At 62.5% G+C, this 15102-nt stretch carries 16 protein-coding genes; 5 read left to right on the top strand and 11 right to left on the bottom strand.

Features of this window, described 5'->3' with window-relative positions:
• Window positions 1-196: 196 nt before the first annotated feature.
• From serB to glpK, 5 genes are all read right to left on the bottom strand, one after another.
• Entirely contained in the window at window positions 197-931 is a 735-nt protein-coding gene (serB, locus tag ACK5NW_RS12295) for a phosphoserine phosphatase SerB (protein ID WP_416928455.1), read from the bottom strand.
• A gap of 177 nt (window positions 932-1108) precedes the next feature.
• Window positions 1109-1840, bottom strand: a complete 732-nt coding sequence (locus tag ACK5NW_RS12290) for a L,D-transpeptidase (RefSeq protein ID WP_416928453.1) — start codon at window positions 1838-1840, stop codon at window positions 1109-1111.
• A 114-nt stretch (window positions 1841-1954) separates the two neighbouring features.
• Window positions 1955-5425: a transcription-repair coupling factor gene (gene mfd / locus ACK5NW_RS12285; protein ID WP_416928451.1), complete on the bottom strand. Its 3471-nt coding sequence runs from the start codon at window positions 5423-5425 to the stop codon at window positions 1955-1957.
• A gap of 240 nt (window positions 5426-5665) precedes the next feature.
• Window positions 5666-6265 (bottom strand): hypothetical protein, encoded by a 600-nt coding sequence (locus tag ACK5NW_RS12280; protein ID WP_416928449.1) that lies wholly within the window; start codon window positions 6263-6265, stop codon window positions 5666-5668.
• A gap of 184 nt (window positions 6266-6449) precedes the next feature.
• A complete protein-coding gene (glpK, locus tag ACK5NW_RS12275) occupies window positions 6450-7928 on the bottom strand; it encodes a glycerol kinase GlpK (RefSeq protein WP_416928447.1) in 1479 nt (492 codons plus the stop codon).
• Window positions 7929-8061: 133 nt separating this feature from the next.
• On the opposite strand from glpK, the gene ACK5NW_RS12270 reads away from it, so the two are divergent.
• From ACK5NW_RS12270 to ACK5NW_RS12250, 5 genes are all read left to right on the top strand, one after another.
• Complete coding sequence (locus ACK5NW_RS12270) at window positions 8062-8388, top strand: hypothetical protein (RefSeq protein ID WP_416928445.1); 327 nt, start codon at window positions 8062-8064, stop codon at window positions 8386-8388.
• Window positions 8385-8834, top strand: a complete 450-nt coding sequence (locus tag ACK5NW_RS12265) for a hypothetical protein (RefSeq protein ID WP_416928444.1) — start codon at window positions 8385-8387, stop codon at window positions 8832-8834. Before ACK5NW_RS12270 ends, ACK5NW_RS12265 begins: the two co-directional genes overlap by 4 nt.
• 198 nt (window positions 8835-9032) lie before the next feature.
• A complete protein-coding gene (greA, locus tag ACK5NW_RS12260) occupies window positions 9033-9509 on the top strand; it encodes a transcription elongation factor GreA (RefSeq protein ID WP_416928442.1) in 477 nt (158 codons plus the stop codon).
• 11 nt (window positions 9510-9520) lie between these two features.
• Window positions 9521-9955: a DUF4149 domain-containing protein gene (locus tag ACK5NW_RS12255; protein ID WP_416928440.1), complete on the top strand. Its 435-nt coding sequence runs from the start codon at window positions 9521-9523 to the stop codon at window positions 9953-9955.
• Window positions 9952-10845: a Kdo hydroxylase family protein gene (locus ACK5NW_RS12250; RefSeq protein WP_416928438.1), complete on the top strand. Its 894-nt coding sequence runs from the start codon at window positions 9952-9954 to the stop codon at window positions 10843-10845. Before ACK5NW_RS12255 ends, ACK5NW_RS12250 begins: the two co-directional genes overlap by 4 nt.
• Before the next feature lie 179 nt (window positions 10846-11024).
• Here ACK5NW_RS12250 and upp read toward each other — a convergent pair whose 3' ends face one another.
• The 6 genes from upp to ACK5NW_RS12220 are packed head-to-tail and all read right to left on the bottom strand — an operon-like array spanning window position 11025 to window position 14684.
• Entirely contained in the window at window positions 11025-11669 is a 645-nt protein-coding gene (gene upp / locus ACK5NW_RS12245; RefSeq protein WP_416928436.1) for a uracil phosphoribosyltransferase, read from the bottom strand.
• Window positions 11670-11721: 52 nt separating this feature from the next.
• Window positions 11722-12195, bottom strand: a complete 474-nt coding sequence (locus ACK5NW_RS12240) for a DUF2269 family protein (RefSeq protein WP_416928434.1) — start codon at window positions 12193-12195, stop codon at window positions 11722-11724.
• Window positions 12192-12602: a DoxX-like family protein gene (locus ACK5NW_RS12235; RefSeq protein WP_416928432.1), complete on the bottom strand. Its 411-nt coding sequence runs from the start codon at window positions 12600-12602 to the stop codon at window positions 12192-12194. The genes ACK5NW_RS12240 and ACK5NW_RS12235 overlap by 4 nt, the downstream gene beginning before the upstream one ends.
• A gap of 60 nt (window positions 12603-12662) precedes the next feature.
• Entirely contained in the window at window positions 12663-13544 is an 882-nt protein-coding gene (locus ACK5NW_RS12230) for an NAD-dependent epimerase/dehydratase family protein (RefSeq protein ID WP_416928430.1), read from the bottom strand.
• Complete coding sequence (locus ACK5NW_RS12225; protein ID WP_416928428.1) at window positions 13541-14086, bottom strand: thiol-disulfide oxidoreductase DCC family protein; 546 nt, start codon at window positions 14084-14086, stop codon at window positions 13541-13543. The genes ACK5NW_RS12230 and ACK5NW_RS12225 overlap by 4 nt, the downstream gene beginning before the upstream one ends.
• A 58-nt stretch (window positions 14087-14144) precedes the next feature.
• Entirely contained in the window at window positions 14145-14684 is a 540-nt protein-coding gene (locus ACK5NW_RS12220; RefSeq protein ID WP_416928426.1) for a GbsR/MarR family transcriptional regulator, read from the bottom strand.
• Window positions 14685-15102 lie beyond the last annotated feature (418 nt).

Here is a 15102-nt window from a genome sequence, read left to right as displayed (position 1 = left end):
ACGCTTGCGCGTGCGTTTGGCTGCAAGCTCGAATCCAGTGGTGGCAAGGCTTGTCTGTTGCATCGCTCCACTGTCTCAGATCAGGCCGTCATGGGGCTGACTTTTGCAGACCTTCCTTAGGGAGTAATATGCTGTAACGCATATCCATACTGCGTTAAAGATTTATACTGCTGAACAGTATATAAGTAAAAAGCAATCACACCCCGACCCCAAACACCTCCAGCAGCCGCTCCAGTCCGCCTTCGTCGATGCGCACGCTGGCCTGTTCGCGCACCTTGGGTTTGGCGTGGTAGGCCACCGGCAGCCCGGCAGCGGCCATCATGTCCAGATCGTTGGCACCGTCGCCGACGGCGATGGCCTGTGCGGGTGTGCAACCCATCAGGCTGCACACGTCCAGCAGGGTTTGGCGCTTCATGGCACCGTCCACAATGTCGCCCCAGCTTTGCGCTACAAGCCGGCCAGTGAGTTGGCCGCTGACTATTTCAAGCTGGTTGCTGCGCGCAAAGTCCAGCGCCAGCTTTTCGCGCAAGCGATCAGCAAAGTAGGTAAAGCCGCCGGACACCAGCAGCACCTTCAGCCCCGCCGCCTGGCAGGCCAGCACCAGATCAGCCGCGCCGGGGTTCAGGCGTAGGCGGCGCTGGTACACGTCGGCCAAGTGGCTTTCGGTCACGCCCGCCAGCATGGCCACGCGGCGGCGCAGGCTGTCTTTGAAATCGGTGATTTCGCCACGCATCGACGCCTCGGTAATGGCGGCCACCTCGGCCTTGCGGCCAGCGGCGTCGGCGATTTCGTCCACGCACTCGATGTTGATGAGGGTGGAATCCATGTCGAAGGCGATCAGCTTGAAGTCGCGCAGGCGCAGCGGCGGCACGAAGCCGCGTACGCTGAGGCCGGGGCTGATCTCTTGGATGGCGTTGTTGGTGGTGGTCATGGAAATCAAAGGCTAAAGGGTGATTGCTTTTAATTTGATAGCTGTTTGTGCTTTGCGTATGGGCGTTGGAGCCATTAAGCAACATTGATTATCTGCTTTGCGCATACCAGCAGCGTCCAGGCCAGCGGTGCCTTGGCCCGCAACGCTGGCCTTTGGGCATGACCGCTTCGTTGTGCTTTACCGCTTTGCGCCTTGTGCGACAGGCGTGCTGGACATATTGGCCGCAAAGGGAAATACGCTGGCCAGCGAGCGTGATTCAGGCAGCACGTAGACCACGCCGCTCGATCGGCTGAACAACGGGTCAATGTAGCGGTCGTAAAAGTGCGGGGGAATGTTGACGCAGCCGAACGAGATGCGGTTGTCGGCCACGGTGGCGCTGGCCAGGCGCTGCGGGCGCGATTCGCCCGACACGTGGCGCACCCGGTGCATGGACAGGGCCGAGTCGTAGTCGAGCCACACGATGTCTTCGCCCCGGTGGTTTTCGCCCGGCTCGGTGACGTAGCGGCCTGCGGAAGTCACCTTCTCGTGTGGGCGCACGCGCGCCAGGGGGCGGGTGCCGATGTCGGGTGGTGCCACGTCGCCACGGGCCGCGCCCACCAGCACCGGGGTGCTGGCCACAGGCTGGCCACGGCCATCGAACACCCACAGCGTGGCGGCCTGCTTGTCGATGATGCCGAAGGCGCGGCCTGCGGCATCGGCATGGCGCATCACGCTGGCGGCCAGGTTGACGGCCCGCGCTTCGGCAGCGGCGTCGGGCAGGGCGTAGAGGTCGCTGTCGCCCGCTGCCCATGCCGATGTGGTGCTGGCCCATGCTGCACCGACCAGCGCCACGGCGGCCAGCGCGGGGCGCAGGCGGGTGGACAGTGGTAGAGCGGTGGGTATGAAATGGTATGAGTGGCGCTTGGGCATGGTCAGTGGTTTATACCGCCCAAGCGAGCTTTTTGGCAGTGTGCGCGCAACAGGCATGGCAGCACGCGGGCGCAGGGCAGGACATATGCACGGCCAGTGCTTGCCACGCACTGGTCAGGCCGCTTCTGCCGCCGTCACCGGCTGGCCCAGGCTGCGCAGCACATCACGCACCATCTGGGCGCGGTCTTTGGCTTCAGGCAGGGCTTTTTCGATGCGCAGTTTGTCGTTGCCCGCCAGTTTGATGTGCTTGTTTTTCTGAATCATCTGGATGATGGCCATGGGGTTGATCGGCGGGTTGGGCTTGAAGGCAATGTTGATGACGCCCGGCGTGGCATCGACTTTTTGCACGCCGTAAGGGGTGGAGAGCACGCGCAGGCGGTGTACGTCGATCAGGGTTTGCGCCTGGGCGGGCAGCTTGCCGAAGCGGTCGACGATTTCTTCCAGCAGGGCGTCGATCTGATCGCTGGTTTTGGCGGTGGCCAGCTTTTTGTAAAACGACAGGCGCAGGTGCACGTCGCCGCAGTAATCATGAGGCAGCAGGGCAGGGGCGTGCAGGTTGATTTCGGTCACAGCCTGCATGGGGCTTAAAAGGTCAGGCTCCTTGCCCGCCTTGAGCGCCCTGACGGCTTCGGCCAGCATCTCGTTGTAGAGCTGAAAGCCGATTTCCATCATGTTCCCGCTCTGGTTTTCGCCCAGTACTTCGCCCGCGCCGCGGATTTCCAGATCGTGCATGGCCAGGTAAAAGCCGCTGCCCAGCTCTTCCATTTGCTGAATGGCTTCCAGCCGCTGGCTGGCCTGTTTGGTCAGGCTTTGCTGGTCGGGCACCATCAGGTAGGCATAGGCTTGGTGGTGGCTGCGGCCCACGCGGCCGCGCAACTGGTGCAGCTGGGCCAGGCCAAAACGGTCGGCGCGGGCGATGACGATGGTGTTGGCCGTGGGCACGTCGATGCCGGTTTCGATGATGGTCGAGCACAGCAGCAGGTTGTGGCGCTGCGCCACGAAGTCGCGCATCACGCGCTCCAGCTCGCGCTCGGGCATCTGGCCGTGGGCGATGGCGATGCGCGCTTCGGGCAGCATCTGCTCCAGCGCCTGACGACGGTTTTCGATCGTCTCGACTTCGTTGTGCAAGAAGTAGACCTGCCCGCCGCGCTTTAACTCGCGCAGCACCGCCTCGCGGATCACGCCCGTGCCTTCGTCGCGCACAAAGGTCTTGATGGCCAGGCGGCGTTGCGGCGCGGTGGCAATCACGCTCAAGTCGCGCAAGCCCTCCAGCGCCATGCCCATGGTGCGGGGGATCGGGGTGGCCGTCAGCGTGAGCACGTCAACTTCAGCGCGCAGGGCTTTCATGGCCTCTTTGTGGCGCACGCCAAAGCGGTGCTCTTCGTCGATGATGAGCAGGCCCAGGTTCTTGAACTGCGTTTTTTCGCTCAACAGCTTGTGCGTGCCCACCACGATGTCCACCCCGCCATCGGCAATGCCTTTCAGTGCGGCAGTGACTTCCTTGCCGCTGCGAAAGCGGCTGATCTCGGCCACCTTGATCGGCCATCGGGCAAAGCGGTCGACCAGCGTCTGGTAGTGCTGCTCGGCCAATAGTGTGGTGGGGGCCAGCAAGGCCACCTGTTTGCCGCCGGTGACAGCGACGAAAGCGGCGCGCAGCGCCACCTCGGTCTTGCCAAAGCCGACGTCGCCGCAGACCAGGCGGTCCATGGGCTGCGGGCTGATCATGTCTTGCACCACGGCGTGGATGGCGGCTTTCTGGTCGGCGGTTTCTTCAAAGCCGAAGTCGGCGGCGAATTGCTCGTAGTCGTGTGGCTCAAAGCGGAAGGCGTGGCCTTCGCGCGCGGCGCGGCGGGCGTAGATGTTGAGCAGTTCGGCGGCGGCGTCGCGCACCTGCTCTGCGGCCTTGCGCTTGGCCTTGTCCCACTGGCCGCTGCCCAGCTTGTGCAGGGGTGCTTCGTCGGCGCTGACACCGGTGTAGCGGCCAATCAGGTGCAACTGGCTGACGGGCACGTACAGCGTGGCGTTGCCCGCGTATTCCAGGTGCAGCATCTCTTGCAGCGCGGGCGAGCCGTCGGCGTTTTTTTCGCCCAGGTCCATGTTGACCAGCCCGCGGTAGCGCCCGATGCCGTGCTGCGTGTGCACTACCGGGTCGCCCACGTTCAGCTCCGACAAATCTTTGATGAGCGCGTCGACATCGCTGACCTGTTCTTGCTTGCGACGGCGGCGTGCGGTGCTGCCTGCGGCGAACAGCTCGGTCTCGGTGATCAGGTCGAGGTTGGCCTCGACCCAGGCGAAGCCTTGCGCCAGCGCGGCGGTGGCGATGCCGGTGCGTTCGCTGCTGGCCTGAAACTCCGTCAGTGAGTCAAAGGCCGGTGGGTTCAGGCCGCTGGCGCGCAGAAAGTCCAGCAGGCTTTCGCGTCGGCCATCGCTTTCGGCCAGCACCAGCGCGCGTTGCCCGCTGCTGGACAGATGGGCGTGCAGCCGCGCCAGTGGGTCGTCGGCACCGCGCACTACGGTCAGATCGGGCAGCTTCTGGGCGAAGGCGCTGTGCTCGATGTCGGCCACTTCCGCGCGCAGCGCCAATTGGGCGTGTGGCTTGGCTGCGAGGTAAAAGTCTTCGGCGCTCAGAAACAGCGTCTCGGGCGGCAGCACGGGCCGTTCTGGATCGCCTTGCGCCATGCGAAAGCGCTCGCGCGTGTCTTGCGCAAATTGCTGAAAGGCCGCTTCCAGATCGCCATGCAGCATCAGCGTGGCGGCATCTCCAAGATAGTCGAACACCGTCGCCGTGTCGTCAAAAAACAGCGGCAGGTAGTACTCGATGCCCGCAGTTGCCACACCGTTGCCCATGTCTTTGTACAGGCGGCTGCGCGTGGGGTCGCCCTCCAGCAGCTCGCGCCAGCGCTGGCGGAATTTGGTGCGGCCCGCTTCGTCCATCGGGAACTCGCGCCCGGGCAGCAGGCGCACCTCGGGCACGGGGTACAGGCTGCGCTGGGTGTCGGGGTCGAACGCGCGGATCGAGTCGATTTCGTCATCGAACAAATCCACGCGGTAAGGCATGGTGCTGCCCATGGGAAACAGATCGATCAACCCGCCGCGCACCGCATATTCGCCGGGGCTGACCACCTGCGTGACGTGGCTGTAGCCTGCCAGCGTGAGCTGGCTCTTGAGCGCAGCCTCGTCCAGCTTTTGCCCCTGCCTGAAGTGGAAGGTGGTGCCTGCCAGAAACGACGGCGGTGCCAGTCGAATCAGCGCCGTGGTGGCAGGCACCAGCACCACATCGGCTTGGCCTTGCCGAATCGCCCACAGCGTGGCCAGCCGCTCGCTGATCAAGTCCTGGTGCGGGCTGAAGCTGTCGTAAGGCAGCGTCTCCCAGTCTGGAAACAGCACGCAGCGCAGCTCCGGCGCGAAGAACGCCAGCTCGTCCAGCAGGCGCTGCGCATCGTGCGCGTCGGCGCAGACGATGGCCGTCAGGCGCTTTTCAGCCGCCTCGCGTGCGGCCAATTGGGCCAGCAATAACGCATCGGCCGAACCGGGCGGGCGCGGCAGCGCGTGGCGTTTGCCGGGGATGAGTTTGGGCAGATCCATGGATGATGAATGAAGGCGAAGCAGAAATGACCAAAACCCCCGGCCAGGCTGGGCGGGGGTGGGGGAGTGTGAATTTTAGAGAGTTGGCGGCCCTGACCACGCCGCTGGCATGAATACTCAGCCTAGATTCGGCAGTTGGACGCGCCTTGACCTCCAAGGTGAGTGTGGGAAAGGGCAGAAAGTTGTGTATTCATGCGGCTTTCAAAAAAAAGTACCAGCGGTCAACTGCTGGATCTAGGCTCAGTTCAGGTCTGGATCGACAAAGTAGGCCGTGCCGCCCCAGTTGGCTTGCAGGGCAAAGCCTTTTTCGTTCATTTGGTAAGCCTCGATGTTGGGACTGAACGACATGCCGTGGTTGGAGGTGCCCAGAGTGGCCGAGGCCGAGATGTCGGCCCCAGCGGCGTCGTTGATCTTGAACTGGTTGAGTGCCGATTCGCTTTTGAAGATGAATACCTGCGTCAGGCGCTGGTAACCCAGTCCTGGGCCGGTGCCTGCGCGCGCTTCTTGCATGTAGGTGCGCTGGCCGTTTTTCTGGTCGACGATGACACCGTTGCCGGTGGCCTCCACCAGCAGCACGGCGTTGACCATGCCGACGCTGAACACGCCGTAGCCTGCGGCCTGCTCGACCTTGGCCTGGGCCTCGGGGTATTCCTGATACAGCCGCGTCATGGCCGCTTGGGCCACGTCGTCAATGGCTTGACGCTGCTGGGTAATTTGCTCGGGCGAGAGGTTTTTTTTCTCAGGCGGTTTGGGGTCTGAGGCGCAGCCGACCAATGCCAGCGCCAGTACGGTCATCACCGATACAGGGCGAACGTGCGAACGTAAAAAAAAGGGGTGCATGGTGTGAAGTCCTTTCGACGGCGGGTGGCTGATGCGGGTGCATCTCAACATGGCGCAGTATGGTGCGCCAGCGGGTGATAGACAAGTCCAAAACCAAGCAATTTATTGGGGAACGCGGGCCATGACATTCGGCTATGCGGTTGTGATCAGGTCATGTCATCAAGCCATGTTCGCCGGGTGGTGTTTATTGGGTGGTGGTTTGCCGCACGGCGCGCTCCCACGCGGTCATGCGCTCTTGCGCGTCATCGCGCGTCATGGCCGGTTCAAAGCGTCGTTCGGCCTGCCACTGGCTCGACAGGGTGGGCAGGTCTTTCCACACGCCGGTGGTCAGCCCGGCCAGATAGGCCGCGCCCAGGGCGGTGGTTTCGGTGATGCGCGGGCGCACCACGGGGATGCCCAGTACATCGGCCTGAAACTGCATCAGCAAATCGTTCACGCTGGCACCGCCGTCCACGCGCAGCTCGGTCACAGCACCAGTGTCGCGTGCCATGGCTTGCAACAGGGCCGCGCTTTGAAAGGCGATGCTTTCCAGCGCCGCGCGGGCAATGTGCGCCACGGTGCTGCCGCGCGTCAGGCCGACGATGGCCCCGCGCGCGTCGGCGTCCCAGTAGGGCGCGCCCAGGCCGGTGAAGGCGGGCACCATCATCACGCCGCCTGCGTCAGGCACGCTTTCAGCCAACGCCTGAATGTCGCTGCTGGAGCGGATGGCTTGCAGCCCGTCGCGCAGCCACTGCACCACCGCGCCCCCAATGAAAACGCTGCCTTCCAGCGCAAACTGGGGCGTGCCATCAGGTTGTGCGGCTGAAGTGGTCAGCAGCCCGTGGGACGAGGTGTGGAACTGCTCGCCCGTGTGCATCAGCATGAAGCAGCCGGTGCCATAAGTATTTTTGGCCATGCCGGGGCTAAAGCAGGCTTGGCCGAACAGCGCGGCTTGCTGGTCGCCCGCAACCCCGGCAACCGCAATGGCGGCACCCAGCACGGCTGCATCGGTTTCGCCAAACAGGTGCGCCGAAGGCTGCACCTGCGGCAATACGCTGGCGGGCACTTGCAATAAATCCAGCAGGGCTGCATCCCAGCGCTGGGCGCGAATGTCGAACAGCATGGTGCGTGCGGCGTTGCTGACGTCGGTGGCATGCACGCGGCCACCCGTCAGCCGCCAGAGCAACCAGGTGTCGATGGTGCCAAAGGCCAGCTCGCCGCGCTCGGCCGCTTGGCGCGCGCCGTCCACGTGGTCAAGAATCCAGCGCAGTTTGGTGGCAGAAAAATACGGGTCAATCACCAGCCCGGTGCTTTGGCGCACCGCGTCGGCATGGCCTTGCTCGCGCAGCGTGGCGCACAAGGGCGCGCCGCGCCGGTCTTGCCAGACGATGGCGTTGTACACCGGCTGGCCGGTACGGCGGTTCCACACCACCGTGGTTTCGCGCTGGTTGGTGATGCCGATGGCGGTGATGTCGGTGGCCGTCAGTCCCGCCTGGGCAATGGCTTGCTGCGCCGTGGCCCGTTGCGTGGCCCAGATGTCTTCAGGGTCGTGTTCCACCCAGCCGGGCTGGGGGTAAATCTGGCGAAACTCTTTTTGCGCCATCGTCACGATACGGCCTTGACCGTCAAAAACGATGCTGCGCGAGCTGGAGGTGCCTTGATCCAGGGCGAGGATATGGCTCATGGGCTGGTTTTGTTGCGGATGGCGTTTGCCCATTATCCAAGCGTACGAAGTGCACGCAATTTTACAATCTAATGAGAATCGTTCGCATATACTGCATTGACGACTCACGCAGCCCTTTGAAGGAGATATATTCATGTGCACAGCAGAATCCAGCCCGCGTTATGACGATCAGGAATACGCTTTGTCCAGTGTCGAGGCGCTACTGGCGGGCACGCTGGCCCTGATGACCGGCATGATGCAGGCATCGCCTGACTGCGCCAATGCCCGCCCCATGGCCAACAAAATTGCGGCTAATCTGGACGAGTTGGCCCGCCACCCGGCACTGAGCGAAACCATGCGCACCATGCTCACGCGCTTGCTGCCGCATTGGGTGCCTCTGGCGGAACAGGGGCACCATCCGTGCACCAGCGACGCAACTGACCGCGCCTTGTGGTTGCATGCCCCGCAGGTGCTGCAATGAAGCCGCGTCATTTACTCAACGACGGTGCAGGTGAAGGTGCGCGCGAGCAAGTCGTGCTGCTGCGCCACTGGGCCGGTGTGCAAGACCGTGTCAGCGATCAGATGCGCACGCAAACGCGGCGCTGCGAAGTGCTTGAAGCGCAGTTGCTGCGCCTGCGCGCGCGCTGGGTGGTGGCCACTACCCAATGGCTGTGGGGATTGGGCTGGCCAGTGACTGAGCGGCAGACTGTGTGCGGCACCAGCGCATTCGAGCGGGTCGGCCCGCAGTCTGCGTTTGAATCTGAACCGGAAACTGCCCCTGAGCTGCCCCATGCGTCTTTCAACCACGCCGCCGATGTGATTTGCCAGACCGGCTGCGCCAGCCACGCCCACCCGTGGCGTGAAGACGATGGGCAATGCCGCTTGACGGGTGAAGCCTGCGCACGGGTGCCCGTATCGTCCAAATAAACGGCGCACCAAACGGCGCGCCGAAACCCGCGTGCCGATCAATACAGGCCGCTACCTGGGGCGGTCAGGCAAGGCGCTTGCACATGACGATGATCGGCTGTTGGGCGGGGGTTCGTCGACCGTGCATAATCAGGGCCTTATCACACCGCCGGGGGGCAACGCTCGGCGGTTTCGCTTTTTTGAGGATTCGTTTCAGACATGGCCACTCTTCCCATCACCAAGCGCGGCGCCGAACAGCTCAAGGCAGAGTTGCAGCGCCTGAAGACCAAAGACCGCCCTGAAGTCATCAACGCCATTGCCGAGGCGCGTGCGCAGGGCGATTTGAGCGAAAACGCCGAGTACGACGCGGCCAAAGACCGTCAGGGCTTCATCGAAGGGCGCATCAAAGAGGTGGAAGGCAAGCTGGCGGCGGCGCAAATCATCGACCCGTCGGGGCTGGATGCGGGCGGCAAGGTGGTGTTTGGTGCCACGGTGCAGCTCGAAGAAGAGGACAGCGGTGAACAGGTGACGTATCAAATCGTGGGCGAAGATGAGGCCGATTTGAAGCAAGGGCTGATCAACGTTGGCAGCCCCATTGCGCGTGCGCTGATTGGCAAGGAAGAGGGCGACACGGCCGAGGTCCAGGCACCAGGCGGTGTCAAGCACTACGAGATCATCGGCGTCAGCTACGTCTGAGCCGCAAGGTGATGCGACAACGGCTGGCGCATCTGGCTGTGGCCCTGTGGTGGGGCAGCCTGACCACGATCGGCTTTGTGGCCGTGCCGCTGCTGTTTGCGCACCTGCCCACTGCGGCGATGGCCGGGCAGATGGCGGCACGCTTGTTCACGGCCCAAACCTGGATTTCGGTGGCGTGTGGTGCCGTGTTGTTGATATCGCTCAAAGATGCAGCGGTATCCAGCCGGGATGATCGCAGGCGTACCCACCTGCTGTGGGTGGTGGCGGGCTTGTTGCTGGCTTTGTTGCTGGAATATGCCGTGGCACCGCATATTCGGGCGCGAGAGAACTTGCGCCTGTGGCACAGCGCAGGCACGCTCATGTATGCCTTGCAATGGCTGTGCGTGCTGACCTTGTTGTGGCGGCTGAACAGCAGGTGGAACGCATTGGAGCATCCATCACCATGAACTCACCCCTCGTAGAAATCGACTTCACCGGCTGGGAGCAGGCGCACAGTCGCCCCGAATGGACCGCTGCTGTGGAAGATGGCAAGGTGCTGTACTTTCCGCATTTGGCGTTCATGGTGCAGCCGGAAGAAACGCCGCTGCTGCGCGAAGACATGCTGGCTTCAGGCTCACGCAACGTCAGTTTGGGGGCTGATGCCGTACTTAAAGGCGCGGGCGGCAGTGCGGGTGACCAGCAAAAGCTGGCGACCATGATTGGCCGCTTCAGGCAGCAGGCGCTGCAACTGGTGGATGGTTTGCTGCCCGAATACAAAGGCAAGCTGCGTGTGGCTCCCACCAGTTTTCGGCCTCGGCAGGTGGAAACCAGGGCGCAATCGGTGCGTGCCGATGATCAGCGTATGCATGTGGACGCCTTTCCCTCGCGGCCCACGTATGGCGAGCGCATTTTGCGCGTGTTCACCAACGTCAATCCGCAAGGTGCGCCGCGGGTGTGGCGCGTGGGCGATTCGTTCGAGACGATTGCGCGTAAATACCTGCCGCACGCCAAGCCCTACAGCCTGTGGCAGGCCAAGGTGCTGAATGCGTTGCACGTCACCAAGTCGTTGCGCAGCGAATACGACCATCTGATGCTGCAACTGCACGACTTGATGAAACAGGACGACGATTACCAGAAAAACGGCACGCAACTGACCATGCCGTTCCCGCCCGGCAGCGTGTGGGTGTGCTACTCAGACCAGGCCACGCACGCTGTGATGAGCGGGCAATTCATGATGGAGCAGACGCTGTACCTGCCGCGCGGTGGCGAAGTCAATCACCAGGCCAGCCCGCTGGCCATCCTGACCAGGCTGGTGGGGCGTCCGCTGGCGGGTGTGGGTGAGGGCAGTGCGCGGTAAACGGACACGGCAAGGTCTCAGAGAGCATGTCAGCCAAGCGCGCACAACGCTGGCGTTGGTTTCAAAACTTCAGTGCCAAAATGGCCTTAAACCCTGGTTACGCAAGCGCCAAAAGCTATTAATTGAGTAGCAATCTGAGCGCTTGAATGTTTTCCGGCATTCAGGCCAGCTTCAGCCGGTTACTTGGTGCCAAATATGCGGTCGCCTGCATCGCCCAGGCCGGGCAGGATGTAGCCGTGTTCGTTCAACCCGCGGTCGATGGCGGCGGTATAGATCGGCACATCGGGGTGAGCGGCGTGCAGCGTGGCGATGCCCACGGGTGCGGCCAGCAGGCACAAAAACTTGATCGAACGGGGCTTTAACGATTTCAGTTTATCGATGGCGGCCACGGCCGAGTGGCCCGTGGCCAGCATGGGGTCGACAGCAATCACGTCGCGGCTGTCCATGTCGGTGGGCATCTTGAAGTAATACTCCACCGCTTCCAGCGTGGTGGGATCACGGTACAGGCCCACATGGCCGACGCGGGCGTTGGGCACTACGCGCAGTAAACCGTCCAGCATGCCGTTGCCCGCGCGCAGGATGCTGGCGAACACCAGCTTCTTGCCATCGATCATGAGGCTTTGCATGGTCTCCAGCGGGGTGTCGATCTCTACCGCCTGCATCGGCATGTCGCGCGTGATTTCGTAGGCCATCAGCATCGCCAACTCGCCCAACAGGGTGCGAAAGGTGGTGCTGCTGGCGTTTTTGTCGCGCATCAGCGTCAGCTTGTGCTGCACCAGCGGGTGGGTAACGTGGTGGATCTGGGGTGTGGGGGCTTGAGGCATGGCGGTGATTTTAGGCAGCGCCAGCCTCAAGTTGCATCCCCGGTTTGTGGCATTACCAAAGCGCGGGCTTGTTGACCATCAGGTAGTACACGACCAGCATGGCGATGAAGGCCGGGTAGCCCAGCCCTTCCCACCAGCGTTGCAGGCGCTTGTACTGTGCGGGCATGGCCGTGCCTTGTGCGTGGGCGGCCGCAGCCAACCGCGCCATGCGCAGTTGCAGTACCACCACCACCAGCCAGCAAGTGCCTGCCAGTGCATACAAGGCGAAGGTGAGCAGCAGCCACGGTGTGGTCAGCGGCCATCCGGCCAGATACGCCAGCCACAAGCCCGAGATGGGTTGAACGATGACCGCAGGCAGGGTGAACCAGGTGTCGGCGCGCACCACCAGGCGGCTGACCACGGCTTGTGCGGCCACGCTGCCGCTGCGGTTGGCAAAGAACAGGTAAAAGGCCGAGCCAAAGCCGGTGCCCACCATCAGCACGCTGCTCAGAATGTGCAGCCATTTCAAAAGCAAGTAGGTGTTCATGCGCGGGCCTCCTTCCATAACAGATACAACGCAGCCAACAGGGGCAGGTTTTTACTCAGCGGCCCCAGTGGATGCCACCACAGATCGGGCAGCAGCCAGGTGGCGACGGCGGTCATCAACAGCACGGATGTCGCCATGAGGGCGATCACGGCCCGACGCGGATAAGCCCACAGCATTAGACCCAGCACGGCATCCAAAGCCGCGCCAGCCCAGACCAAAGGGGAAAACCAGTGGGCGGGCACCACGCTTGCGGCTTCAAGCAGTTGTCTGCTTTGTCCATGCAGCTCGGCCACGCTGACCACGGCCGTCCACAGCCAGACCGCCACCAGGCTGTAACGCAGCAAGGCCAAGGGTTGTGGTTCAGGCAAGGCGGGGCTTGCCGTGGAAGGGGTGTGGTTGGCAGCCATTTTTGCTATTTAAAAGATAGCTTTTATCGCAATGTGTGTAAGTGATGAAAGCTGTTTTTCTTATGGATTTGGGGTGGCTTTAGTTGTCGCGGTCAGCAACTGCTCCGGCGCGGTGGTGGGGCGACCCAGCAATTGGCGCAAGGTGGCCGGATCGGTCACGTTGTCGGTGGCCAACAGCGTCAGCGTTTCGGTGCACCAGGGCACGACGGGCAACAAATCGCCACAGCGCACGCTGAGGGTGGTCAACGCATCGGGCAAAGTGGCCACGCGGGCAGGGCGGTGGCCCAGTTGTTGGCGCAGACTGGCGATCAGCTCGGCCAAGGTCAACGCGCGCGGGCCACCCAATTCCATCAAGCCGGTGCAGTGGGGTGGCTCAAGCAAGTGCGCCACCGCCTCAGCCAGCTCGCGCACAGCCAGCGGTTGCACGCGGGCGGTTTGCACCGCATGCGGCAGTAGCAACACGGGCAGGCGTGCCAGCGCCAGAAACAACTGGCTGCTCTGGCCTTGCGGGCCAAACACCACGCTGGGGCGCAGTACGGTGCCGTCAAGCTGCCCCGCTTTGGTCAAGGCCAGCAGGTGGGCATCGGCTGCCTGCTTGCTGCGTGCGTACAGCGTGGGGTTGCCTACGATGCCCAGCGCCGAGACGTGCAGCACGCGGCGCAGGCCGGTTTGGGCGCAGGCGTCGAACAGCGCGCGTGGCGCGGCATCGTGCACGGCGTGCATGGGGCGGCGGCGGGTGTCGCGCAGCACGCCTACGGTGTTGACTACGGCATCCATGCCCGCCAGGTGGGGCAGCCAGTCTGCAGGCGCGGTGGCATGGGTGAAGTCCAGCGCGGGCGTGGTGTGGCGGCCCAGCGCCGTCACGCGGTGCCCCGCAGCCAGCAAAGCTGCATGGACGTGGCGGCCAATAAAGCCGTGGGCACCGCACAGCAGGATGTTCATGGTGCACTCCTGGATGGTGTATTGATGGGCGAAGGGATCATGGGTGATGTGGAGCTTTCAAGGCCAGCCTCTGGACGGGTCAGCGGCACCGGATAGGCACACGACGTGGCATCGCAGCGCCGCTCGGTCGCTTGCTGGGCGGCGCTGCGCAGTGCTTTGCCAAACACCAGATTCACCACCGCTTTGGGCACGCGCTGACGATGGCGGGCGATGAAGGGGTACAGCCGCTCCAGCGCCCAGCGCCAGCCGCGCCAGCCAATGGCAGCGGCGATCTGGTGCAATCCGGCGGCGGCGTAAGCGAGCTCGAACGCCGCCACGCCGATGAATACGCGCCCATCGGCGGTGCGTGCGTGCATCAGCGTCATCAAATCGGCCACGCTGACACCTTCAAGCGGCGACGCAAAGCCAGGCACGGAAACATCCACAAACCGCAGTTGCTCCGCCGCGTCGCGCCAGCGCAGGTTGGTCATCTCGCTCAGGCACAACGGGCATGAGCCATCGAAGTACAGCGTGAGCGGGTAGCTTGAGGTGCTGTTTGACATAAGTTTTCCTTGCGCTATTGAAATTTCAGTAAAAACAGAAATTTAAAGATAAATTTTTTTACGACTGATGGGACTGCTCGCCTCGCAGCAAGCGCTGTATGCCCGCGCCCATGCGCAACACCTTTTCCAGCGTGGTGGGCGACAGGCGCAGCATTTCGTCACTCCAACTGCCCAGCGCCTCCATGAAGCGCAGGGTTTCGGCCACGCGGTCTTGCACGTCGGACGGCTCGACGGCAAAGCCGGGTTGCATGGTCAGATCGCGCAGCAGGCGGGTGGTGGGGTCGAACTCGCGCTCTTTGCGCTCGCGCACGATGGTGGTGAACAGCGTCCACACGTCGTGCGATGTTTCAAAGTAATCGCGCCGGTCGCCCAGCTGGTGGGCCGTGCGCACCAGGCCCCAGTTTTGCAGCTCTTTCAGGCTGGTGCTGACATTGGAGCGCGCCACGCTCAGCGCCTCGGCAATTTGCTCGGCATTGAGCGGCTGGCCGTGGAAATACAGCAAGGCATGAATTTGCGCCACCGTCCGGTTGACGCCCCAGGCGGTGCCCATTTCGCCCCAGTGAACGATGAAACGGCGGGCGATGTCGGTCAGTTGCATGGCGTGATTGTGCACATATCTGAAATTTCTGTCAACACAGAAATTTAAGGTGCTGACTTGGCTGATTTCCAGTTTTGCCAGATGCCTCGATGCTGCGTGCGACCAAAGCGGCTGGGCTGGTACGTGCCTCATTCGTGGCGCAGTCGTTGGCAAGAGGTGTGGAGATATGGGGTTTGAAGCGGGTTCTGGTAAATGCAAAGTAAATCATGTAAACAAATGATCATACTTGTATGTAAAACCATAGTTTTTTTGTCATAAGAAGTTTTGCCACAATTTTTTTTAAAATCCAAAAAGTATCCTAAGGAAGGTCTGCACAACCCCCGCTGCAGGGCGAGGTGACGCGTGAATGTTCACATGGCGAAACGAGCGTTGAATTTCTCATCGTTTTGCGCTGTTTTTGGTTCGCTTGACCCTGATT

Source organism: Ottowia sp. (genome assembly GCF_047975795.1).
Lineage (GTDB): Bacteria > Pseudomonadota > Gammaproteobacteria > Burkholderiales > Burkholderiaceae_C > Ottowia.
The sequence above is the reverse complement of the archived record's forward strand: the minus strand, read 5'-3'. Positions and strand labels throughout refer to the sequence as shown.